The sequence below is a fragment of the Acinetobacter sp. GN11 genome (assembly GCF_054823985.1).
In genome coordinates this window covers 1-22,290 of sequence record NZ_JRVL01000054.1, presented here as the reverse complement: position 1 = coordinate 22,290, position 22,290 = coordinate 1, and the positions used below count along the sequence as shown (strand labels likewise).

24 protein-coding genes and 1 pseudogene are annotated in these 22,290 nt (G+C 39.1%); 17 read left to right on the top strand and 8 right to left on the bottom strand.

Annotated elements, in window-relative coordinates:
* Positions 1-8 precede the first annotated feature (8 nt).
* The 4 genes from NL42_RS07130 to NL42_RS07115 all read left to right on the top strand — a co-directional run bounded on the left by NL42_RS07130 (position 9) and on the right by NL42_RS07115 (position 2,238).
* On the top strand, positions 9-695 hold the full coding sequence (locus NL42_RS07130) for a Dph6-related ATP pyrophosphatase (RefSeq protein ID WP_461312254.1): 687 nt from the start codon (positions 9-11) through the stop codon (positions 693-695).
* A gap of 18 nt (positions 696-713) precedes the next feature.
* A complete protein-coding gene (locus NL42_RS07125) occupies positions 714-1,175 on the top strand; it encodes a peroxiredoxin (protein WP_461312253.1) in 462 nt (153 codons plus the stop codon).
* A gap of 119 nt (positions 1,176-1,294) precedes the next feature.
* Entirely contained in the window at positions 1,295-1,864 is a 570-nt protein-coding gene (locus NL42_RS07120; protein ID WP_461312252.1) for a CAP domain-containing protein, read from the top strand.
* Positions 1,865-1,875: 11 nt separating this feature from the next.
* Positions 1,876-2,238: a glyoxalase superfamily protein gene (locus NL42_RS07115; RefSeq protein ID WP_174732154.1), complete on the top strand. Its 363-nt coding sequence runs from the start codon at positions 1,876-1,878 to the stop codon at positions 2,236-2,238.
* A 4-nt stretch (positions 2,239-2,242) separates the two neighbouring features.
* On the opposite strand, the gene NL42_RS07110 is transcribed toward NL42_RS07115, so the two are convergent.
* The 3 genes and pseudogenes from NL42_RS07110 to NL42_RS07100 form a co-directional block, all read right to left on the bottom strand.
* Positions 2,243-2,623: a nuclear transport factor 2 family protein gene (locus NL42_RS07110; RefSeq protein WP_461312251.1), complete on the bottom strand. Its 381-nt coding sequence runs from the start codon at positions 2,621-2,623 to the stop codon at positions 2,243-2,245.
* 1 nt (position 2,624) lies between these two features.
* Positions 2,625-2,762, bottom strand: a pseudogene (locus tag NL42_RS07105) (tautomerase family protein); the annotation flags it as partial.
* Positions 2,762-3,328, bottom strand: a complete 567-nt coding sequence (locus NL42_RS07100; RefSeq protein WP_461312250.1) for a nicotinate-nicotinamide nucleotide adenylyltransferase — start codon at positions 3,326-3,328, stop codon at positions 2,762-2,764. The pseudogene NL42_RS07105 and the gene NL42_RS07100, both read right to left, overlap by 1 nt.
* 109 nt (positions 3,329-3,437) lie before the next feature.
* On the opposite strand from NL42_RS07100, the gene NL42_RS07095 reads away from it, so the two are divergent.
* Positions 3,438-4,238 (top strand): enoyl-CoA hydratase-related protein, encoded by an 801-nt coding sequence (locus NL42_RS07095; RefSeq protein WP_461312249.1) that lies wholly within the window; start codon positions 3,438-3,440, stop codon positions 4,236-4,238.
* Here NL42_RS07095 and NL42_RS07090 read toward each other — a convergent pair.
* From NL42_RS07090 to purL, 4 genes are all read right to left on the bottom strand, one after another.
* The gene (locus NL42_RS07090) at positions 4,231-4,551 is read right to left on the bottom strand and encodes a YqfO family protein (RefSeq protein ID WP_016137350.1); all 321 of its coding nucleotides are present in this window, start codon (positions 4,549-4,551) and stop codon (positions 4,231-4,233) included. The two genes, NL42_RS07095 and NL42_RS07090, sit on opposite strands and share 8 nt — an antisense overlap.
* A 68-nt stretch (positions 4,552-4,619) precedes the next feature.
* Complete coding sequence (locus NL42_RS07085; protein ID WP_016137349.1) at positions 4,620-4,745, bottom strand: KGW motif small protein; 126 nt, start codon at positions 4,743-4,745, stop codon at positions 4,620-4,622.
* A 198-nt stretch (positions 4,746-4,943) separates the two neighbouring features.
* On the bottom strand, positions 4,944-6,149 hold the full coding sequence (locus tag NL42_RS07080) for a multidrug effflux MFS transporter (RefSeq protein WP_461312248.1): 1,206 nt from the start codon (positions 6,147-6,149) through the stop codon (positions 4,944-4,946).
* An 82-nt stretch (positions 6,150-6,231) separates the two neighbouring features.
* Positions 6,232-10,065 carry a phosphoribosylformylglycinamidine synthase gene (gene purL / locus NL42_RS07075; protein WP_461312247.1) on the bottom strand — a complete coding sequence of 1,278 codons (3,834 nt, stop codon included), beginning with the start codon at positions 10,063-10,065 and terminating at the stop codon, positions 6,232-6,234.
* Between the two features lie 309 nt (positions 10,066-10,374).
* Between purL and NL42_RS07070 the strand changes: the two genes are divergently transcribed.
* The 10 genes from NL42_RS07070 (at position 10,375) to pal (ending at position 20,097) form a co-directional block, all read left to right on the top strand.
* Positions 10,375-11,715 (top strand): deoxyguanosinetriphosphate triphosphohydrolase, encoded by a 1,341-nt coding sequence (locus NL42_RS07070; RefSeq protein WP_461312246.1) that lies wholly within the window; start codon positions 10,375-10,377, stop codon positions 11,713-11,715.
* Positions 11,716-11,808: 93 nt separating this feature from the next.
* On the top strand, positions 11,809-12,408 hold the full coding sequence (gene ruvA / locus NL42_RS07065) for a Holliday junction branch migration protein RuvA (protein WP_461312245.1): 600 nt from the start codon (positions 11,809-11,811) through the stop codon (positions 12,406-12,408).
* Positions 12,409-12,415: 7 nt separating this feature from the next.
* Positions 12,416-13,420 carry a Holliday junction branch migration DNA helicase RuvB gene (gene ruvB / locus NL42_RS07060; RefSeq protein WP_004643694.1) on the top strand — a complete coding sequence of 335 codons (1,005 nt, stop codon included), beginning with the start codon at positions 12,416-12,418 and terminating at the stop codon, positions 13,418-13,420.
* Positions 13,421-13,625: 205 nt separating this feature from the next.
* Positions 13,626-14,960 carry a M20 family metallopeptidase gene (locus tag NL42_RS07055; RefSeq protein WP_461312244.1) on the top strand — a complete coding sequence of 445 codons (1,335 nt, stop codon included), beginning with the start codon at positions 13,626-13,628 and terminating at the stop codon, positions 14,958-14,960.
* 210 nt (positions 14,961-15,170) lie between these two features.
* Positions 15,171-15,578, top strand: a complete 408-nt coding sequence (gene ybgC / locus NL42_RS07050) for a tol-pal system-associated acyl-CoA thioesterase (protein WP_004699892.1) — start codon at positions 15,171-15,173, stop codon at positions 15,576-15,578.
* 23 nt (positions 15,579-15,601) lie between these two features.
* Positions 15,602-16,300, top strand: a complete 699-nt coding sequence (gene tolQ, locus NL42_RS07045; protein WP_003650232.1) for a protein TolQ — start codon at positions 15,602-15,604, stop codon at positions 16,298-16,300.
* Positions 16,300-16,752: a protein TolR gene (gene tolR / locus NL42_RS07040; protein WP_042898128.1), complete on the top strand. Its 453-nt coding sequence runs from the start codon at positions 16,300-16,302 to the stop codon at positions 16,750-16,752. Before tolQ ends, tolR begins: the two co-directional genes overlap by 1 nt.
* 3 nt (positions 16,753-16,755) lie before the next feature.
* Positions 16,756-18,135, top strand: a complete 1,380-nt coding sequence (tolA, locus tag NL42_RS07035) for a cell envelope integrity protein TolA (RefSeq protein WP_461312243.1) — start codon at positions 16,756-16,758, stop codon at positions 18,133-18,135.
* 93 nt (positions 18,136-18,228) lie between these two features.
* Positions 18,229-19,509 carry a Tol-Pal system beta propeller repeat protein TolB gene (tolB, locus tag NL42_RS07030; protein ID WP_016137340.1) on the top strand — a complete coding sequence of 427 codons (1,281 nt, stop codon included), beginning with the start codon at positions 18,229-18,231 and terminating at the stop codon, positions 19,507-19,509.
* 27 nt (positions 19,510-19,536) lie between these two features.
* Positions 19,537-20,097 (top strand): peptidoglycan-associated lipoprotein Pal, encoded by a 561-nt coding sequence (gene pal, locus NL42_RS07025; RefSeq protein ID WP_004643699.1) that lies wholly within the window; start codon positions 19,537-19,539, stop codon positions 20,095-20,097.
* A gap of 57 nt (positions 20,098-20,154) precedes the next feature.
* Here pal and NL42_RS07020 read toward each other — a convergent pair whose 3' ends face one another.
* Positions 20,155-20,340 carry an NF038105 family protein gene (locus NL42_RS07020; RefSeq protein WP_009393678.1) on the bottom strand — a complete coding sequence of 62 codons (186 nt, stop codon included), beginning with the start codon at positions 20,338-20,340 and terminating at the stop codon, positions 20,155-20,157.
* 185 nt (positions 20,341-20,525) lie between these two features.
* On the opposite strand from NL42_RS07020, the gene NL42_RS07015 reads away from it, so the two are divergent.
* Entirely contained in the window at positions 20,526-21,497 is a 972-nt protein-coding gene (locus NL42_RS07015; RefSeq protein WP_013197070.1) for a class 1 fructose-bisphosphatase, read from the top strand.
* Between the two features lie 58 nt (positions 21,498-21,555).
* Positions 21,556-22,290: TrmH family RNA methyltransferase (locus tag NL42_RS07010; RefSeq protein WP_461312242.1), on the top strand; the 735-nt coding region annotated here is incomplete at its 3' end.

Below are 22,290 nucleotides of genomic sequence, written 5' to 3'. Positions count from 1 at the left end.
AATAAACCATGCAAGAACAATGGAAAACCAACGCAATAAATAAGACCTCTATTGTCTCCTTCAGTGGCGGTAAAGACAGCTCCCTTGCACTCTACCATGCAATGAAAACTGGTACGGTGAGTGGACTCATTGTCATGCTAGAAGAACAAGGCCAGCGCTCTCGTTCACATGCTATGCCACTCGATATTATTCAAGCACAAGCTAAAGCAATCGGCTTACCCGTATTCATGGCTTCTTCAAGCTGGAATGACTATGAAACCAAATTTATTGAATTACTCATTCAAGCAAAACAACAAGGTACCGAAGTACTTGTTACAGGTGATCTAGATATGCCTGAACATGGGTGTTGGCATGATCGAATCACTCAACAAGTGGAACTCAAATTAGGAATGCCTCTTTGGCTACGTCCACATCGTGAGGTTGTTGAAGAGTTTATCAATCTTGGTTTTCGTAGTGTCATTGTGACTGTGAACTTAAAATTAGGCATGACAATTGAAGATTTAGGAAAAACTTTAACCTTAGAATATATAAAAGAACTTGAAAACCGTGGTATTGATCCATGTGGTGAAGGCGGTGAGTTTCATACCACTGTGATTGATGGCCCAATTTTTAACAAACCAATTCCTGTAAGAAAGCTCGATATTGTTTATCATGAGGAATATGCTTTTTTACCACTTGAATTAGATCAAATTTAGCTTTTTGAAGGATGAAAAATGACTGAGAATATCCAATTACCAGATCAGGTGTTCCCAACAACACAAGGTGAAGTGAACTTGACTAAGGTCGAAAATGAATGGTTAATCATTTATTTTTATCCTAAAGATTCAACTCCAGGATGTACAACACAAGCCGTTGGATTTTCTTGTTTAAAAGATCAGTTTGAAGCTTTAGATGCACGTATTTTTGGTGTTTCGCGCGACTCGGTAAAAGCACATCAAAACTTTACTGAGAAGCAAGCGCTTACTATTGATCTGATTAGTGATAAAGAAGAAGTATTGTGTAAGCACTTCGATGTAATTAAAGAAAAAAATATGTATGGTAAAAAAGTAATGGGCATTGAACGCTCTACTTTCATTTTCCATAACAAAACTTTAGTTAAAAGCTACCGTAAAGTTAAAGCTGCTGGGCATGCAGAACAAGTTCTAGAAGACTTAAAAGCCCTTCAAACAGCTTAATAATTTTGCAATAAAAAAAGCGAGTTTCACACTCGCTTTTTTTATTGCAAAGCATTACCCAACAATTTGACTTTGGCGTATCATAAAAATATTAGAATAATTATTTTAAGGCAATGGATATGAGTCTACTCAAAACTTACTCTTTGCTGCCTGCTACTCTTTTGATCGGTGCATGTAGTGCAAATACATTAGCAATACCCAGTGACACCACCCTATCAATTGCTCAAATTCAAAAAAATTCCAATGAAATAAGCTGCCAAGATTTACAAAACCCAGCCTATCAACAAGCTGTACTGAACACAATTAATCAGATCCGACAGCAATCACGTCAATGTGGCCAGCAGTATTTCACCTCAACCAAACCATTGAGCTGGAGTAATAATTTATATAAAGGTGCACTTTCTCATAGTGAAGATATGGCAACACATAACTTTCTCGGGCATGTTGGCTCAACGGGTCTGGACTTAAAATCACGTTTGAAGCTTTACAATACACTTGGTAAAGCCAATGGTGAAAATGTCGCCAGTGGTCAAAAAACTTTAGGGCAAGTTATGTCTAAATGGCTAACAAGTCCTTTGCATTGTAGTAATCTAATGAACCCAAGATTTACAACTTACGCAATCGCTTGTGCTTCTGATCACTCTGTAAAGCAAAAGAGTTATTGGACTCAACAATTTGGTACACGTTAAAAGGAAAAATGATGCAATCAGGTTCAATCACCCCAATTTTAAGAATTTTTGATGTTGATTTAGCTCAATCATTTTATCTTGATTTCTTAGGTTTTCAGCTTGATTGGCAACATCAATTTGAAGATAACTTCCCGTTATATTTACAAATTTCTAAAGATGATTGTGTTATTCATCTATCTGAGCATTTTGGAGATGCAAGCCCACATAGTGCAATTCGTATTTATTGGGAACATATTTATGAGCTGCACAGTGAACTAAGCCAAAAAGATTATAAATTTTCTAAACCTCAGGTTGAAAAAACAGACTGGGAAACTCTAGAACTCAGTATCACCGATCCTTTTTCCAACCGAATTATCTTTTGGGCAGATGCTTAATTATTCAGTCTGCTAAAATTTGATAATGGAATACTTTCGATATAATCTTCCATTTATCATCTTCAAACACAAATGTAAGTGCATCATAAAAATATTTAGGGTGGATAACGCATTCAACATGTACTAGCGCCAACCCTTCATTAATCAAATTGATTGAACTGATTTTATCCTGTCGCGATTGTTGCTTTGAAGCTGGAGAAATCCGACTCGCAACAATCGGAAAATATTCAGCCATACTAAGTCTTAGTACGGGTTGCTCGGTTACATTGATATATATAGCATCAGGATGAAAAACATTACTCAGAAGTTGCACATCACAAAAATACAAACCATCAAAATATTGCTCTAGTTGTTTCTGAATCTCAGTAATAGGATTATTTTGCATTTTAAGTACTCAAAATTTGTCTTTTTCGTATTGCAGAAACAGTTTCCACTGCAACACCCCAGTTATCAGTTTCAACTTCATCAATGACTACAAATGTAGTGGCAAGATCTTTATCAAGTACACGAACCACAAGCTGAGTTAATTTAAATTGGTTTTATCATCTATAAGATATTTGCGCTGGAGTTCAGCATAAACTTCAGTATTTTTAAATTCATCTAAAAATCGAATGGTTCCTACAGGAAAAAATTCTGTTTGGATTTCACCCCGATAATAAGCTTCACGCATTGGCGTTGCCGAAATTGAATCTTTTAAGCTATCAAGCTCAACCATAATCCATTCAGGAAACAGTCTCAAATAATAGGAAGATTCATCTTTAAAATGTCCAATCAAGCCAACGATTGAATTCGGTTCAATCACACCATTCACTAAAGTTTTGACTTGTTTTACCCACTTTTCGTCATTATAAACATCTACTACATGCACAAAAAGAATGCGTTTTTGTTCTTCTAGAGAAAAATTTGACAAGATCATTTGCTCACGCTCTACTGCTAAGAACGGATTTTTAATATTACGTTCCATTTGAGCAGAGCCTAGAGCCAAAACCACATAGTGGCTTTGTTGTAAGGCAATTTCAATGGTCTGCATATGAGCCAAATGAAATGGTTGAAAACGCCCTATAAAAACGAGATAGTCAAATTTATACATAATTAGATTTTCACTTTTTATGAACTCATCAGTAACGCTCATTACAAAAAATATGCGCCATAATGAGAACCTAAAAATTAACAACGTGGTTTAAAGCAAGGATAGTACGATGACACTTAGCTGTATTCAACAACCTCATCAACATTTAAATGCAAATTTAGAAGGTGGCGTACTCACCTTAGCCATAAATCGCCCAGATGCAAAAAATGCACTCTATGGCGAACTTTATTTATGGATTGCCAAAGCAATGAATGAAGCCGACCTTAATAAAGATATTCGAGTAGTCATTCTACGTGGTGTAGAGCAAGATTTTACCGCTGGCAATGACATGAAAGATTTTATGGGTTTTGTACAAAATCCTAACATGGGTCCAGCTGGAGAAGTTCCGCCATTCGTTCTACTTAAAGCGGCTGCGAAATTCTCAAAACCACTTATTACTGCAGTAAAAGGTGTGGCAATTGGAATTGGCGTTACGATTTTATTACACGCAGATTTAGTTTTTGCTGACAACACTGCCCTATTCCAAATTCCATTTGTAAGTCTTGGCCTTTCTCCAGAAGGTGGTGCAAGTCAATTACTCATCCAACAAGCGGGTTATCACAAAGCAGCAGAACTTCTGCTTACTGCAAAAAAGTTCAATGCTGAAACCGCAGTACAAGCTGGCTTAGTGAATGAAGTAGTTGAAGATTCTTACGCATCTGCGCAGGCAACAGCTCAGCATTTAGCAGCTTTGCCTCTCGCATCATTAAAGCAGACAAAAGCGCTTATGAAGCATAATTTAGAACAGATTATTGAATGTATTGATCATGAAGCTGAAATCTTTATGCAGCGCGTTCACTCACCTGAAATGCTAGAAGCAGTACAAGCATTTATGCAAAAGCGTAAACCCGATTTCTCTCAATTTAATTAAAATCAATTTCTATGATTTGAATAAACTCAAAGGCAGGCTCTTCATAAGGATGGCTTGCCTTTAATGCTTTCGCTACAGCCCTTGCGCTTTCTTCAATCACAATAGTTTCCACACGCCATTCTTCGACTTGTTCGAGTTCACCCAACTCTCCGATATAAGGATCTGCGCCTTTGACTGGCTTAAACTGCCCTATTCCTTTCACTTGCCATGCACAGTGTTCATAATTACCAATACCGCCTGCACCAGCAGAGAAAATGGCTTGTTTAGTCGACTCAAGATGTGACTCAGGTACGTAATAAATCAGCTTTAACATGAGCAAAATGACTCAAAACTAGTGAACATGCTTTAAATCATACCGTTAAAAAAGCCCAACAAGCAAAATCAGCTCATCATTACTAAATAATTTACTCCAATAAAGAGTATTTGAATGGCAAGCGCTAAACCAAACAATTGCCAGCCCTTATCTTTTTTATAAAACGTTTTTATATGATTTTCATTTTTCATCATTTTGATCTCCGATTTTTATCGTTGTTACAGAGAAAGCAAAAATTGAACCAACATCGAATAGAGCATAAGTGATTAAATAGTAAGTTGTCTATACTCCTATACGTTTTTAGAAACTCTTAAAGAGCTTCCTCATCAATATATAATTCAGGGTGTGAAGAAAATTTTTAAAATCATAGAACTATCTTTACAGCTATATTCTTAAGCACTCAATTTTTTTAAATGTCTGTTCTCATATATTGTCATCGCAAAAGCCAAACCACACAAAATGGTAAAACCACAGGTCATTGGAATTAATGTACCGTTATATAACTGCCCAATAATAGAGGCAAGAATAAGTGACAATATTGAAGAAGCTGCACCAATAATAGCCGATGCCATTCCAGCGACATGCCCCATTGGTTCCATCGCAATCGCGTTTAAATTACCAAATAGAGTTCCAAATAATAAAAACAAAATGCAGGCATAAAGCATAAACATCCAGAATGATACAGCTACGCCTAAAAGCTGAATTCCCAAGAAAATCAAAGAAATTAAGCACAAGCCTAAAAAGCCATAAATACAGATTGGACGCATACCAAACTTCATAACAATTTTTGAATTTGTAAATGAGGCGATTCCCATCACACCAGCAAGCACGGCAAAATATGCACTAAACTCTTGTCCTGTTTTACCAAACTGCTGCATAAAAATTTGTTGAGAAGTTCCCAAATAACCAATGAATCCACCAAAACAAAAGCCTGCGCATAGCAAATAGCTCATGGTGGTTTTATTACTTACAACTTCTTTAAAGCCCTCTTGAAAAGCTTGCAACCGCATAGGTAAACGATTTTCAGGAAGTAAGGTTTCTTCTAACCGTAAAGCAACCCATGCTCCAATCACTGTGGCATAAACCATATATAAAACAAAAATCTCACGCCAACCAAAGAAATGAATAATGAGTTGCCCTAAACTCGGTGCAACTGCTGGAGCCACCATAAATACCATCATAATTAAAGACATGATGCGAGCCATTTGAGCTCCGCTGTATTTATCTCTAACAATTGAAATAGTAGCAACATAAGGCCCTGAAACACCAATACCTTGAATAAAGCGACCAACTAAAAACCACTCAAAACTTTGTGTTGTAAAGCACAATAAACTTCCCAGAAAATAAATAATAATTCCTGTGAATAAAATGCGTTTACGGCCAATCGCATCGGATAGAGGCCCCGCAATAAGCTGCCCAATGGTCATGCCAGAAAAGATACCAATAATGACCCACTGCGACTGGTTATTATTTTTTAATTCAAAAATACGGCCAATCTCACCTAAAGCAGGTAAAACTGCATCTATCGAAAAAGAAACAATCGACATGAGCAATGCCATGAGCAATGCAAATTCACGGAAATGGATTTTTGATTTCATTTTTCTTCTCTACTATTTATTCTATTTAGATTGTACTACATACAAATAAGCCACCTTACGGTGGCTTATTTCAATTTTTATATTAACCAATAAACTTACGAGCATTACGGAACATACGTAACCATGCACCGTCTTCAGTCCACTCTTCTGGTTTCCAAGAATGCTGAAGCGCGCGGAAGGTACGCTCTGGATGCGGCATCATAATCGTTGCACGACCATCTTTAGAAGTAACACCAGTAATCGCTTCAGGTGAACCATTCGGGTTCAATGGGTAATGTTGAGTCGGGTTACCGTGGCTATCAACATAACGCAATGCAACTTGGTTACCAGCATTTAAGCCAGCAAGAGCACTTTCACTTGCAACAGCACGGCCTTCACCATGTGCAACAGCAATCGGTAAGATTGAACCTTCCATACCATCAAGTAATACAGAAACAGATTTTTCAACACGAACGTTTACGCTACGAGCTTCAAAAACTTCTGACATATTGCGGTGGAAACGTGGCCAGTGCTCAGTACCCGGAATAAGCGGCGCTAATTGTGACAACATCTGGCAACCATTACAGATACCTAAGCTGAATGTTTCTTCACGATGGAAGAATTGCTCAAACTGATCACGTAATTTAGCATTAAACAATACTGATTTTGCCCAACCACCACCTGCGCCCATTACGTCGCCGTAAGAGAAACCACCACAAGTCACTAAACCTTCGAAATCACTTAGGCTTACACGACCAGCAAGTAAGTCGCTCATGTGTACGTCAATCGTATTGAAACCAACTTTGTCGAAAGCTGCCGCCATTTCAATATGACCGTTTACACCTTGCTCACGCAAGATTGCCATATTAGGACGACGTGTATTAATGAACGGTGCTTCAACAGGTTCATTCAAGTCGAATGTTGGTTTAGCAATCAAACCTTTATGCGCATTGTCAGTAATTAATGAAAATTCCTGATCAGCAGTTTCTACGTTATCACGCAGACGTTGGATCTGATGAGATACCTCAGACCAAGCTTGTTGTAATTCAGCACGATCTAAAGTTAAACCATTTACAGATAATTGATCTGAGTTATTTACACGACCAACTACAGCAATTGCATCTTTTAAGCTAGAAGCTGCGATTTCTGCTTGCAAAGCGTCCCAATCAGTTGCTTTGATTTGAAGTACTGCACCAATTTCTTCTGCAAATAAGCCCGCAGTAGTCTGGTTTTCTAACGCAACACCTAAACGTGCAGCAAACATCATTTCAGCTACAGAAGCTAATAAACCACCATCACCGATGTCATGGTAAGCCTGAATCAAACCACGGTTGTTCCAGTCTTGGATTAAAGCGAAGAACGCTTTGAAATCATCAAAACTATCAACATCCGGAGTGATTGAACCGATTGCTTTATATACTTGAGCAAGAATCGAACCGCCTAAACGGAACTGACCTTTAGACAAATCAATACGTACAAGTACTGAATCTTCTAAATTTTTAAGTTCGGGTGTTAAGGTCTTACGAACATCAGTTACTGGAGCAAATGCAGTAATTACACCCGTCATTGGAGAAGTTACGGCTTTATCTTCACCGTTGTCATTCCAAGTCGTGCGCATTGAAAGTGAGTCTTTACCTACTGGAATCGCAATTCCTAAAGCAGGACACATTTCCATACCAATTGCTTTCACGCCTTCAAACAATGCTTGATCTTCACCTTTTTGACCAGCAGCAGCCATCCAGTTTGCAGAAAGTTTGATATCGCTAATTTGTTCAATGTTTGCACATGCAATATTGGTAATTGCTTCAGCAACTGCCAAACGAGCAGATGCAGCTGGATTTAACAATGCAACTGGGGGACGTTCACCCATTGCCATTGCTTCACCAGTGAAACCTTGCAAACTTGTTGTCGTTACTGCTGCATCTGCAACAGGAACCTGCCAACGACCAACCATTTGATCACGAGCAACCATACCTGTAATTGAACGGTCACCAATTGTGATCAAGAATGACTTAGACGCAACTGTAGGATTTTTCAATACGCGGAAAATCGCATCTTTCAAATCAACTTTTGAAGCGTCAAAATCATCGCCACTACGTTCAGTAGTTTCATAAGAACGTTGCATGCGTGGCGTACCACCAAGCATTACCTGCATTGGCATATCAACAGCATCATTTTGGAACAATGGATCTTCAACTGTTAAGTGACGTGCTTCAGTTGCTTCACCCAATACAGCAAACGGACAACGTTCACGTGCACAGATTGCTTCGAACTGCTCTAAAGATTCTGGACGAATAGCAAGAACATAACGCTCTTGTGCTTCATTTGACCAGATTTCCATTGGGCTCATGCCTGGTTCTAATGAAGGAATCTTACGAAGGTCAAGAACTGCACCTAACTCATGATCATTCACAAGTTCAGGCATAGCATTCGATAGACCGCCCGCGCCAACGTCATGTACAGAAACGATTGGGTTGAAATCTTCTAAACGCCAGCAAGTATCGATCACTTCTTGACAACGACGTTCCATTTCTGGGTTTTCACGTTGTACAGATGCGAAATCAAGGCTTTCACCCATTGTACCGCTATCTACTGAAGATGCAGCACCACCACCAAGACCGATCAACATTGCAGGGCCACCCAAGACAATGAGTAAATCACCTGGTTGAATCGCATCTTTTTCTACATGGTCTGGACGGATATTACCGTAACCACCAGCAATCATGATTGGCTTGTGGAAGCCTTTCACTTCACCATTTACATTTTGTTCGAAAGTACGGAAATAACCATTTAATGCAGGACGGCCGAATTCATTGTTAAATGCCGCGCCACCTAATGGACCTTCAATCATGATTTGTAATGGCGATGCCATACGTGAAGGTTTACCGTAGTTTTCTTCCCAAGGTTGTTCAAAACCAGGAATGTTTAAGTTCGAAACTGTGAAACCTGTTAAACCAGCTTTTGGTTTACCACCACGACCTGTTGCACCTTCATCACGGATTTCACCGCCTGAACCAGTTGCAGCACCAGCAAATGGAGAAATTGCTGTTGGGTGGTTATGAGTTTCAACCTTCATTAAAATATGAGCAGCTTGGCTCTTATATTTATAAACAAAGTGACCATTTTCATCCGCTTTCGGATAAAAACGCATCGTGTCATAACCCACAATTACTGAAGCATTATCTTTATATGCAGATAACACATCAGTTGGAGATTCTTTATAAGTGTTTTTAATCATCTGGAACAATGACAATGGTTGTTTTTCACCATCAATTGTCCATTCAGATCCAAAGATTTTATGACGACAGTGCTCAGAGTTTGCTTGTGCAAACATCATTAACTCGATGTCATTTGGATTACGACCAAGCTTACCGAATGCTTCAGTCAGGTAATCAATTTCTTGTTCAGATAACGCAAAACCAAACTCATTGTTAGCTTTAACCAAAGCTTCTTTGCCTTGGCCCAAGATATCAATTGAATTTAGTGGTTTTGGAGCAGTTTCTGAAAATAATGCTTTTGCATCATCAATTTGAGCAAAAACTGTTTCTGTCATACGGTCATGAAGTACTTGTTTAACTTCATTCGTAATTTCAGTAACACCTTTTAACGTGAATAAAAGACCACGTTCTAAACGGTGTACTGGTGTATTACAGTTTTTGAAAATATCAGTTGCTTTAGAAGACCAAGGTGAAATAGTACCCACACGTGGTGTCACTAAAATCTGAATCTCATCACTTGCAGATTGACGAAGTTCAAAAGACTCACCGTCATTCAATAATTGCAAAGCAGATTGATGTTGCTGCTCGTTGAGCGCTTGATCAAACAAATAGACCCATTGGCTGTCAAAAGATTGAACAGAACTAATTGACGATAAACGTGTTAATAGTTGAGCTTTCTTAAAAGAAGAATGTGCTGCTGCACCGGCCACGATAAACATGTTGATTTTGGCTCCACGGGCAGGTCTTGTGAACCTTACCGCAATGTGACTTTAGAGAGAGCGCATATTCTACTGCTTCTTGCTAAAATCAGCTAGATGTAGAATCAGTATTCTGTAACCTAATTCTGCAAGAAGTGAGTAGTTTTTTGTTCAAAATCATTTTTTTAGGCATTCTAGCTAAAAATAAATTGTTTCATGTTTGTTCAATAACATAATAAAACCTGAACTAAGACAAACTATGTCGCACCAAGCTAGTGCTTTTAACTTTTTTTTGGCATCATCAGGTTTTACAGTTTTGAATAATGATAAATGGAACAAATGCGTTGGTTAGAGCTGCTTTCTGCAGTTCGTTTAGGTAGTAAAAAAAGCAGTACAGAACTGGCTCGTAGCCCATTCCATAAAGATTATGACCGCATTATATTTTCTCAAAGTTTTCGTCAGCTAAACCGTAAGACACAAGTTCACCCACTCGCACAGCATGATGGCATCCATACTCGTTTAACTCACTCTCTTGAAGTTTCCTGTATTGGTCGCTCAATGGGCATGCTTGCCGCCGAAAAAATAAAAGATGAATTACCCGTTTGGATTTCTCCTGCTGATGTTGGCGCAATTATTCAAGCAGCCTGTCTGGCCCACGACATTGGCAACCCACCTTTCGGACATGCAGGTGAATACGCGATTCGCGAATGGTTTGACGACGCATCACATAATGATTTTTTAAAAAAATTAAGTCCTGAAGAAGAAGCAGATGTTCGCCAATTTGAAGGTAATGCTCAAGGATTACGTTTATTAAGCCGCATTGACTATCATCCAAATGATGGAGGTATGCGTTTAACCTATGCAACCTTAGGGGCTTATTTAAAGTATCCATGGCTTTCAAAAACCATTGCATCACAAGGGGATCGCCCTTCTCATCAACGAGCAAAGTTTGGTTGTTATCAATCTGAAAAAGAAATTTTAAAACAGATTGCCGAACAGCTCGGACTTATTCAGTTAGGTGAATATCATTATTGTCGTCACCCACTGACTTATTTGTTAGAAGCTGCGGATGATATTTGCTATGCCTTAATTGACTTAGAAGATGGCATTATCTTAAATATGCTGAGTTACCAAGAAGTTGAGCCAATTTTCTTAAATCTTATTGCCGACTATGGTCAGCCTGAAGAATTATCACATCCAAATAGTACGTGGCAACAAAAGATTTCGGCATTACGTGGTCGTGTCATGAAACGTCTAGTTGATGAAGTCACCACAGCCTTTGCTAAACATCATTATGAAATTATTACCGGTCAGCTTAAAGGCAACCTTTTACAATATTGCTCACCCGATATTGCAATTGGTATCGAAACAGCCAAAAATCTGGCGCGTGATAAAATTTTTGAACATCCACAAAAGTCTGGTTTAGAAATTATTGCTCACCAAAGTTTGCAAACAATTCTGGATGCATTTGTACCTCTGACCACCCCCCATAAATCTTTAAGCTTTAAAGAACAACGTTTAATGTCTATCCTTAATCTGTATGGTGCTAACTTTAGCAATAATCATTACAGTAATATTATGCAAGTACTCGATATTATCAGTAAGTTCTCAGATCATCAGGCTTATAGCTTGGCTCAAGAGCTACAAGGTAATAAAATTGGCTTGTTTTAAGCTGGCTTGATATAGAAAGAAATAAAACATGTGTCGTTTTCAATGAATGTTAGAGCGACCAGATTTACAGTTATGAATAAGTGAAATTACTCTATGATCGGATGTTTAATTGGCGAAGTGTTTGCCTTAGAAGCCCCTACTGTCTTACTAAATGTAAATGGTGTGGGTTATGAAATTGATACGCCACTTTCAACATTTTGCCAATTACAAAAAGGCCAAAAAGTTACGTTATGGACGCATTTGGTTGTCCGTGAAGATGCTCAACAGCTCTATGGTTTCAGTGATGCTCAAGAAAAAATAATTTTCCGCACCTTATTAAAAGTGAATGGTGTAGGCCCGAAAATGGCATTAGGGATTCTATCAACGTTAAGTGTTGAGTTACTTGTGCATACAATTGAGCATGACGATATCAACACATTAGTAAAGGTCCCAGGTGTTGGCAAAAAAACAGCTGAGCGTTTAATGATTGAGCTTCGTGACCGTTTCAAAACATTAGCTCAAGGGACTTCTACTTCAGCTACCCTACCTCAAATTCAGTTTGCTGCAAACTCGCCTGTCGCAGAAGCAGAAGCGGCCTTGCAATCGTTAGGTTACAAGCCACTTGAGGCACAAAAAGCTGTTGCTGCGGTTAAAGCCGATTACACCGAATCAGCCGATATTATTCGTGCTGCTCTTAAATCAATGATGAAGTAAAACACTTATGCAAGATCGTCTAATCAGTGGAGCAGAAAAACCAGAAGATCATTTTGATCGGGCGATTCGACCAACTTCACTTGCCGACTATATTGGGCAACCTGTAGTACGCGAGCAAATGGAAATTTTCATTGGCGCAGCTCGCGGTCGTGGTGAAGCACTCGATCATACGCTGATTTTTGGTCCACCCGGTTTGGGTAAAACCACACTTGCAAATATTATTGCGCGAGAAATGGGTGGTAATCTTAAATCTACTTCGGGGCCAGTTTTGGAGCGTGCGGGCGACTTAGCTGCAATGCTTACCAACCTTGAAGAAGGCGATGTCTTGTTCATTGACGAAATTCACCGTCTTTCTCCAGTTATTGAAGAAATTCTTTATCCAGCGATGGAAGACTACCAATTAGATATTATGATTGGTGAAGGTCCTGCTGCTCGCTCAATCAAACTGGATTTACCACCTTTTACACTCGTCGCTGCGACTACACGTGCGGGCTTGCTTACCTCTCCTCTACGTGACCGTTTCGGTATTGTACAACGTCTTGAGTTTTACTCTGTAGAAGACCTAACTCATATTGTGTCACGCTCTGCAAACTTAATGAATGTACCCATTACAGTTGAGGGTGCAGAAGAAGTTGCACGTCGTGCACGTGGAACACCTCGTATTGCCAATCGTCTATTACGTCGTGTGCGCGACTATGCACAAGTAAAAGGTACAGGTGAAGTGACCCATGACATGGCGCAACGTGCTCTTGATATGCTCAATGTTGACAAGGCAGGCTTAGACACCCTAGACCGACGTTATTTGAGCATGCTACTAGAGCGTTTTGATGGTGGTCCTGCTGGAGTTGAAGCGCTAGCAGCAGCAATGGCTGAAGATAGCGGCACTCTTGAAGACGTTCTTGAACCGTATTTAATTCAACAAGGTTATGTGATGCGTACTGCTCGAGGTCGTATTGCTACCAATCAATCTTATTTACAGTTTGGACTAACGCCACCTGAGCCTAAAAACTAGCCAAAGGAAGAGAATTTTCTCTTCCTTTTTTTAATTTAACTATTCTATTTAACTAAAGTAATAATTGTCTTATCAATCAATTAGCGACTCGATACCTTTTAAGTCTTTCTTTATACCTTATTGATTTTTTAATATTTTTAAAAACTGAACTATAAGAAATTAAGATATTAAATCTTATGAACAATAATATTTCTAGGATAAGGACATGTATAAGAAAGCCGCTTTATTTTTGCCACTCGCCCTCATAAGTCAGCTAAGCCTAGCAGATTGGGTCAACGATGCTGCTCAACAAAATGAAAATCAGATTATTCAGCTAAGACAAAACATTCACCAACATCCGGAACTCGGCAATATGGAGTTTAAAACATCTGCCCTTGTTCAAAAAGAATTGAAATCTTATGGCATTCAGGTCAAAACTGGTTATGCAAAAACAGGGGTCATCGGCATTTTAAAAGGTGACAAACCCGGCCCTATCATCGCACTTCGAGCGGATATGGATGCTCTGCCAATGGAAGAAAAAAGCGGTGTTCCCTTTGCAAGTAAACAAAAAGCAATTTATCAAGGCAAAGAAACTTATGTGATGCATGCTTGTGGACATGATGCACACACTGCAATGTTATTAGGCGCAGCAAAAATTCTGGCTGCTAATAAAGATAAAATATCGGGCACAGTTGTTTTTGTTTTCCAACCTGCTGAAGAAGGTGGTGCAGATATAGATAATTTTACTCATGGCGATCAAATCGGTTCTAGAAAAATGATCGCAGACGGCGCATTTAAAGACTATAAACCTGAAGCTATTTTTGGAATGCATGTCATGGCGGGCATGAAAAGTGGGCACCTTTACTATAAAGACGGCGCCATTTTAAATAGTGCAGATCACTTACGTATTCAGGTCAATGGTAAACAGGTCCATGGCTCTACCCCTTGGTTAGGTAAAGATCCAATTTATGCATCGGCACAAATGATTAACAATTTGCAAAGTCTGATTAGCCGAAGAACAGATCTAACCCAAGGTATGGGCGTGGTCAGTATTGGCAATATTCAAGGTGGTACAGCAGGAAATGTGATTCCCGAACAGGTCAATATGATCGGTACTATTCGCTCTAATAACGAAGAAATAAGAAATAATATCTTAAAAAGTTTACCAGTCATGATAGAGCATAATGCTCAAGCCAATGATGTAACTGCTAAAGTTGAAATTGCACCTTATGCACCAGTAACCATGAATGATAAAACCCTTACTCAACTTATTCAGCCAACATTAGCCAAAGTTGCAGGAGCTTCAAAACTGCATGTGCTTGACCATAATGCAAGCGCTAGTGAGGATTTCGCCTATTATGGCAAACTGATGCCATCATTCTTTGTTTTCTTAGGAGCTACACCAGAAAATCAGGACTTAACTCAGGCTGCACCGAATCATAATCCTTATTTTATTGTAGATGACAAGGCCTTAAAAACAGGGACTGAGTTACATGTAAGATTCGTATTAGATTATCCGAATATGTCAAAACAAGTTCAAACCACATGGAAACCGTCATAATTTAAAAGCATGCTAGCCATGAGATGTAGCGTTTTTAGACCAAAAATACAGCAATCGCAATTGAAAGGTTGTGCCATAGGACTTAGTATGCAATCTGCTAAACTGCCCCGTATTTAAAGCATATACGTGGCTTCGAATAAAATTGATGTTTTATTCAGCAGTCATATTTTAAATGCAAAGCTCTATAGTGAACTAAAACGGAATCCTCTCATGGCGAATCATTTTGAATTCAACATTCGTGTTTATATTGAAGATACGGACGCAGGTGGTATTGTTTACCATGCCAACCACATTCGCTATATGGAACGTACCCGTACTGAATGGCTCCGTGCTTCTGGCGTTGATCATTACTGGCATCAAAAAGACTACAACTTTGTCGTACACAAAATTGACGTAAAATACATGCGTCCTATTTTAATGGATGATTTAATTACTGTTACAGCACGTGTAGTTTCATGTAAAGCTGCGTCATTTGTGTTGCAACAAAATATTTATCGTGGTGAAATCTTGCTTGCTTCTGGCGAGGTTGAGTTGGCATGTTTAAGCAAAGAACTTGTAGCTCGTCGTCTTCCAGAAGAAATACGTGATCTTATTCGTAAAGAATTGGAACAAGACTAAAAAAACAACCGGCATATGTAACTATGGCAACAAACATTGAATCAACCCTGCATATTTCTGACCTTATTTTACAGGCAAGTCCAGTCGTTCAGTTGGTCATGCTAATTTTATTGTTAGCATCAATCTTTAGTTGGTATCTGATTGCCAAGTTACATATGAGTTATAAAAAAGCACATCAAGAAGATGAACATTTCCAGAAAATGTTTTGGTCTGGTGCTGAACTCAATACGCTTTACAACAATGCTCAGCTCAACTCAAAACGCTCAGGTCTTGAAGATATTTTTTATCAAGGATTGAGTGAATTTTTTAAACTTAAAAAACGTCAAGCCCCTGTTTCACAGACAATTGAAGGGACTGAACGTATTTTACGTGTAGGTTTGAGCCGTGATCAAAGCCATCTGGAATATGGCTTAGGTAGTTTAGCAAGTATCGGCTCTGTAGCTCCTTACATCGGTCTATTCGGTACCGTTTGGGGGATTATGAATGCCTTTATCGGTTTAGCTGCTGTTGATCAAGTTACTCTAGCAACTGTTGCACCAGGTATTGCCGAAGCACTTATTGCAACCGCAATTGGTTTATTTGCTGCAATTCCTGCTGTATTGGCTTTTAACCATTTCACTTCTAAAAGCGAAAGTGTTTACTCTGATCGTGCTTTATTTGCTGAAGAGATGATTGCTTTATTGCAACGTCAGTCTGTGGGTTCATCACAGGAAGATGCATAATGGCAATTCAGCGTTCAGGGCGCTTTGAGCGCATAAAAAAACCACTGAAAAGTGATATGAACGTCGTACCTTATATTGACGTTATGCTTGTACTTTTGGTTATTTTCATGGTGACTGCACCCATGATTACCAGTGGTATTAAAGTCGATTTACCTCAAGCAAATAACCATCCAATCGAATCAAAAGATATGCCAGCCATGGTAACGATTGGTAAAGATGGCAATATTTATCTTCAATATGAAGATTACAAAGATAGTGAACCTTTATCTCGTGAAAAACTTGAAGAAGTTTTAAGCAATGCTCAAAAACAAGCTGAACAAGAAAATAAACAACTTACAGTTTTAGTCAATGGTGATAAGTCTCGTCCTTATGGAGAAGTCGTATCATTGATGGCAAGTTTACAAGAAGCAGGTTTAACTCAAGTTGGCCTTCTGACAGAGCCTTTAAAATAAGCTATGAATATAAATCAAAAGCCACACTTTAAACAAAATGCGATTGCATTGAGCTTTACACTAGGAGTTCATGCAATTGCCATTGTTGGCTTGCTTTTTTTAGGCTTGAGTAAACCACCTGAACAGCCAAAAAAGCTAACAACTATTTTAGTTAAGCCAGAAGATTTACCGCCTCCATTAGCCAAAGAAGTTGAACAACAGACTACAGCTACAAATGAAGCAAAAGAGGTGTTAACCCCTATTGTGGATGAAACTCTTCCTCAAAATCTTCCGGCTACGCCCCCTCCTCCAACAGCTCAACAACTTGCTGCTCAAAAGCAAAAGGCCGAACAGGCACAGCAAGCAAAATTGGCTGAACAAAAACGTAAAGCTGAAGAAGCAGCAGAAGCTAAACAAGCGGCTGAACAGCAACGTATAGAGGAAGCACAAAAGCAGCAAACTGAAGCTAAACGTCAAACTGAAGCTAAAGCAAGAGCGGAAGCTGAACAAAAACGCAAAGCCGAACAAAGTGCGAAAGCTGAAGCAGATGCTAAGGCTAGACAAAAAGTCGCTGAAGAGGCTAAGCGAAAAGCAGAGACAGAGGCAAAGCTGAAACGTGAGGCTCAAAAAGCCGAAAATGCTAAACTTCAAGCACAACAAGATGCTAATGCTAAACGCAAAGCTGCTGAAGACGCTAAACGTAAAGCTGAAGCAGACGCTAAAGCTAAACAGCAAAAAGCTAATGAAGACGCTAAGCGTAAAGCTGAGGCCGATGCTAGAGCTAAACAGCAAAAGACTAATGACGATGCTAAACGTAAAGCTGAAGCAGATGCTAAGCGTAAAGCCGAAGCAGATTCGAAAGCTAAACAACAAAAAGCCAATGACGATGCTAAACGCAAAGCTGAAGCAGACGCTAAAGCTAAGCAGCAAAAAGCTGCTGATGATGCTAAACGTAAAGCTGAAGCTGACTCAAAAGCCAAGCAACAAAAAGCTGAAGCTGATGCAAAAGCTAAGCAGCAAAAAGCTGCGGACGATGCTAAACGAAAAGCTGAAGCTGAGGCCGAAGCAAAAGCTGCATCTGCCCAAAAAGCTCAAGAAGAAGCAGCTCAGAAGAAAGCCGAAGCTAAAAAAATTGCTTCTTCAGCTAGACGCGATTTTGAACAAAAAATTCGACGCTCTTGGGATGTCCCGACTGGCAGTAGTGGTAAAACAGTTGGTGTTCGTTTTACCCTTTCAGACTCAGGTAGCGTTAATTCTATCGTGATCACGCGTTCAAGTGGCGATGATGCTTTAGATGCAAGTATTAAGGCCGCAATTCAAGCCTCTGCGCCATATCCTATGCCATCAGACCCAGATGCAAGGCGCGAAGCAAGAAGCGTTAACTCTACATTTAGAGCGCAATAATTTTGAAAGAGTTACATGCTTTAAATAGTTTAAGGCATGTAACTATGCTACAAAATCAACAGTCACAAAAATACCAGCTATGACTTTAAACTTATGAATACGAGCCGCAAACACCTGCTATCTTTAGCATTGATCACAGCCTTAAGCCCTATTGCTTCTACAACTGCTTTTGCCCAGTTATATCTGGAAATTGCTAAAGCACCAGATCAGGCACCTAAAATTGCTATTGTCCCGTTTAACAATGACAATGGGCTCTCTCCTATTGTTGAAACTGACTTAAACCGTTCTGGACGCTTTACAAGCTCATCTAAAAATTTACCTGCCAATGCTGCAATCAATCAGATTCAAGCGTCTGACTGGCAAGCTGCCGGAATTCCATATGTAGTTACTGGACAAATTAAACAAACAGCTACAGGTTTTGAAGTTCATTACCAACTTTATGATGTACAAAAGCAGCAATACATTTTAAATGAACTTTTAAATGTTCCTGCTTCACGCATACGCCAAGCTGGTCATATGGTGAGTGATGCTATTTATCAGGCACTTACTGGCATTCCGGGTGATTTTAGTGGCCGTATAGCATATGTACTCAGAAATCCAGCAACTCCTGCAGAGCGTTATACTTTACAAATTGCAGATACCGATGGTGAACAGCCAAAAACTGTTTTGTCATCTCGTGACCCAATTCTTTCTCCGGCATGGACACCAGATGCCAAGAAAATTGCTTATGTTTCTTTTGAAACCAAACGTCCAGCAATTTATCTACAAGATTTATCTACTGGAACACGTGAAGTACTCACTAGCTTTAAAGGCCTAAATGGCGCACCGAGTTTTTCACCTGATGGCCAATCAATGCTATTTACAGCATCTATGAATGGCAATCCAGAAATCTATCAAATGGACTTATCAACTCGCCAAGTCAAACGTATGACAAATGACTCGGCAATTGATACAGAAGCACGTTATACACCAGATGGAAAATCGTTTATTTTCACTTCTGACCGTGGTGGTTCTGCCCAAATCTATCGTTATACCTTTGCTGATGGTTCAGTAAAACGTCTAACCTTTAAAGGATCATTTAATGCACGCGGAACTTTGAGCGCAGATGGCAAAAAGATTGCTCTTGTTCATCGCCCAAGTGGCAGCAGTTATAAAGTTGCAATTCAAGATATTAATACTGGTATCACCAATATTCTTACTCCAACCAGTTTAGATGAATCACCAAGTTTCTCACCGAATGGGCAAATGGTGGTCTACGCGACTCGTGAAGGCAACCGTGGCTTGTTATCTATCATGTCTACTGATGGACGTTTCCGTATGAATTTACCAAGCGAACAAGGTGAAGTACGTGAACCAGCTTGGGCACCAAAATAACTTTTAATTCCATTGATGGAGATGATCATGAAATCAATCAAATATTTAGCTTTACCCTTTCTTAGCGTAGCACTTGTAATGACGGGTTGTGCTAGCCGCAAACCAGCAGCAACTACTGCAACTGGCACAAATCCAAGTACAGTTAACACATCTGGTTTAAGTGAAGATGCGGCATTAAATGCTCAAAATTTGGCTGGTGCTTCATCGAAAGGTGTAACTGAAGCAAATAAAGCTGCTTTGGCAAAACGCGTTGTTCATTTTGATTATGACAGCAGTGATTTATCTACTGAAGACTATCAAACGCTTCAAGCTCACGCTCAATTCCTTATGGCAAATGCAAATTCAAAAGTTGCATTAACTGGCCATACAGATGAACGTGGTACACGTGAGTACAATATGGCTTTAGGCGAGCGTCGTGCTAAAGCTGTACAAAGCTACTTAATTACCAATGGTGTAAACCCACAGCAACTTGAAGCTGTAAGCTATGGTAAAGAAGCGCCTGTTAATGCAGGACATGATGAATCTGCGTGGAAAGAAAATCGCCGCGTTGAAATTAATTACGAAGCAGTGCCTCCTTTATTAAAATAAGGCATATGCATAAAAAAACGCTCATAAAATATGAGCGTTTTTTTATAACAACAAAACTTAAGAAGATTTCTTTTCTTCTTCAGTATGTTGCATAGATTCAATCAAATCATGCTTATTAAAATCTTTATATTCAGGTTTTGCCTCATAATCTTTCCAAGCTTCCTGAACATTCTCTTTCGAAATTTCATCTAGATTGATTGGTTCACCTGCTGTTGGGGTCGCATCAAACTTCTTTGTAGTCATTTCGATTCTCCTAAAAATATACAGTCCGTTGTTATATAATGAACATACCATTTAAAATGGGGGTTGTAAGCATAAATCCAACACAAATAAAGTAAGATAATTTTTATTTTGTGACATTCTCATCTAGAATATGCCTCGTATTTATCTGACTCATTTTGATGCTTGAAGCACAGGAGCTATTTTATATGTCCAACCTCACATTGTCCCAATTTTTACAACAACAAAAAGGGAATCTAACACCTGAGTTGGCTCAAGTCATCGACACTATCGCCACTACCTGTAAAACGATCGATCAAGCCTTACAAAAAGGTGCACTCGCTGGTATTTTGGGTAGTGCTGGTAATGAAAATGTTCAAGGTGAAACACAGAAAAAACTTGATGTGATTTCAAATGACTATTTAATTGATGCTTTAAAAGTTCATCCACAAGTGGGTGGCCTCGCTTCTGAAGAGCTTGATGAGTTCACACCTGCACAAGAAAATGGTAAATATTTAGTGTTATTTGATCCATTAGACGGCTCAAGCAATATCGATATCAATATGTGTGTAGGCACAATTTTCTCTATCCTGCCTGCAAAAAATGCGGTAACCCAAGCAGAAGATTTCATGCAAGCGGGTACACAGCAAGTTGCTGCTGGTTACGTACTTTATGGTCCATCAACCATGATGGCCTTAACTGTAGGAAATGGCGTAGTATTCTTTACTCTAGACCCAGAAACTCAAACATTCTTACTAACTACTGACAATGTTCAAGTTTCAGCAGATACTCAAGAGTTTGCAATTAACGCGTCTAACCAGCGTCATTGGGAAGAACCTGTAAAACAATATATTGATGAATTACTTGCTGGTAAAACATCTGTTCGTGAAAAAGATTTCAACATGCGTTGGGTAGCATGTATGGTGGGTGATATTCACCGTATTTTATGCCGCGGCGGTATTTTCCTTTATCCATACGACTTAAAAGATCCGAAAAAAGCGGGTCGCTTACGTTTAATGTATGAAGCAAACCCAATGAGTATGCTCATTGAACAAGCAGGTGGCACATCAACTACAGGCCGTGTTCGCATTTTAGATATTGAACCAACAGAGCTTCACCAACGTGTTCCTGTAATTATTGGTTCTAAAAATGAAGTTGAGCGTGTAACAAGCTATCATTAATAATTTAATTATTTAGGGCATCATAGTATGATGGTGCCCTTTTGTTGGATATTTTCTCATGGCGGTTATTTTTTTAGAATCAAAAGACAATGCAAAAATTAAACATTTGCGTGGATTAATTGAACTTAATAGCGCTCGAAAAAAGCACCAACAAACAGTCCTTGAAGGAACCCATCTCTGTTTAACGTGGTTACAACAGCAAAAGAAGATTTTTTCTTTATTTACTACAGAACAAGCATTAGAACACGCTGATTTAAAAAAAATAATAGAACTGCATCAAGGTCATATCTTTGTTATTAGTGAAGTCTTATATAGAGATTTGAGCACATTAGGCACGAGCTTACCTTGTTTAGCTATTATTGATTTGCCTAAAACTGCATCAACAATTGACTATAAAGTAGATACTTTAATTCTGGAGAATATACAAGATCCAGGTAACGTAGGCACATTGCTACGTTCAGCAGCAGCAGCAAATATTAAGCAAATCATTTGCACACAAGGTTCTGCATCACTTTGGTCTCCACGAGTTTTAAGAGCAGGTATGGGAGCTCATTTTAGCTTACATTGTTTTGAAAACTTCCAGCTCACAGATATTCTTCCGAAATTTAGAATCCCAGTTTTTGTTACAAGCTCTCATCACTCAACAAGCCTCTATTCACAAGATCTTTCTCAACCTTGTGTCTGGATTTTAGGAAATGAAGGCCAAGGTGCAAGTGATTACGCCTTAGAGCACGCACAATCAGTGACTATTCCACAACCAGGTGGACAAGAGTCATTAAACGTAGCAATTGCA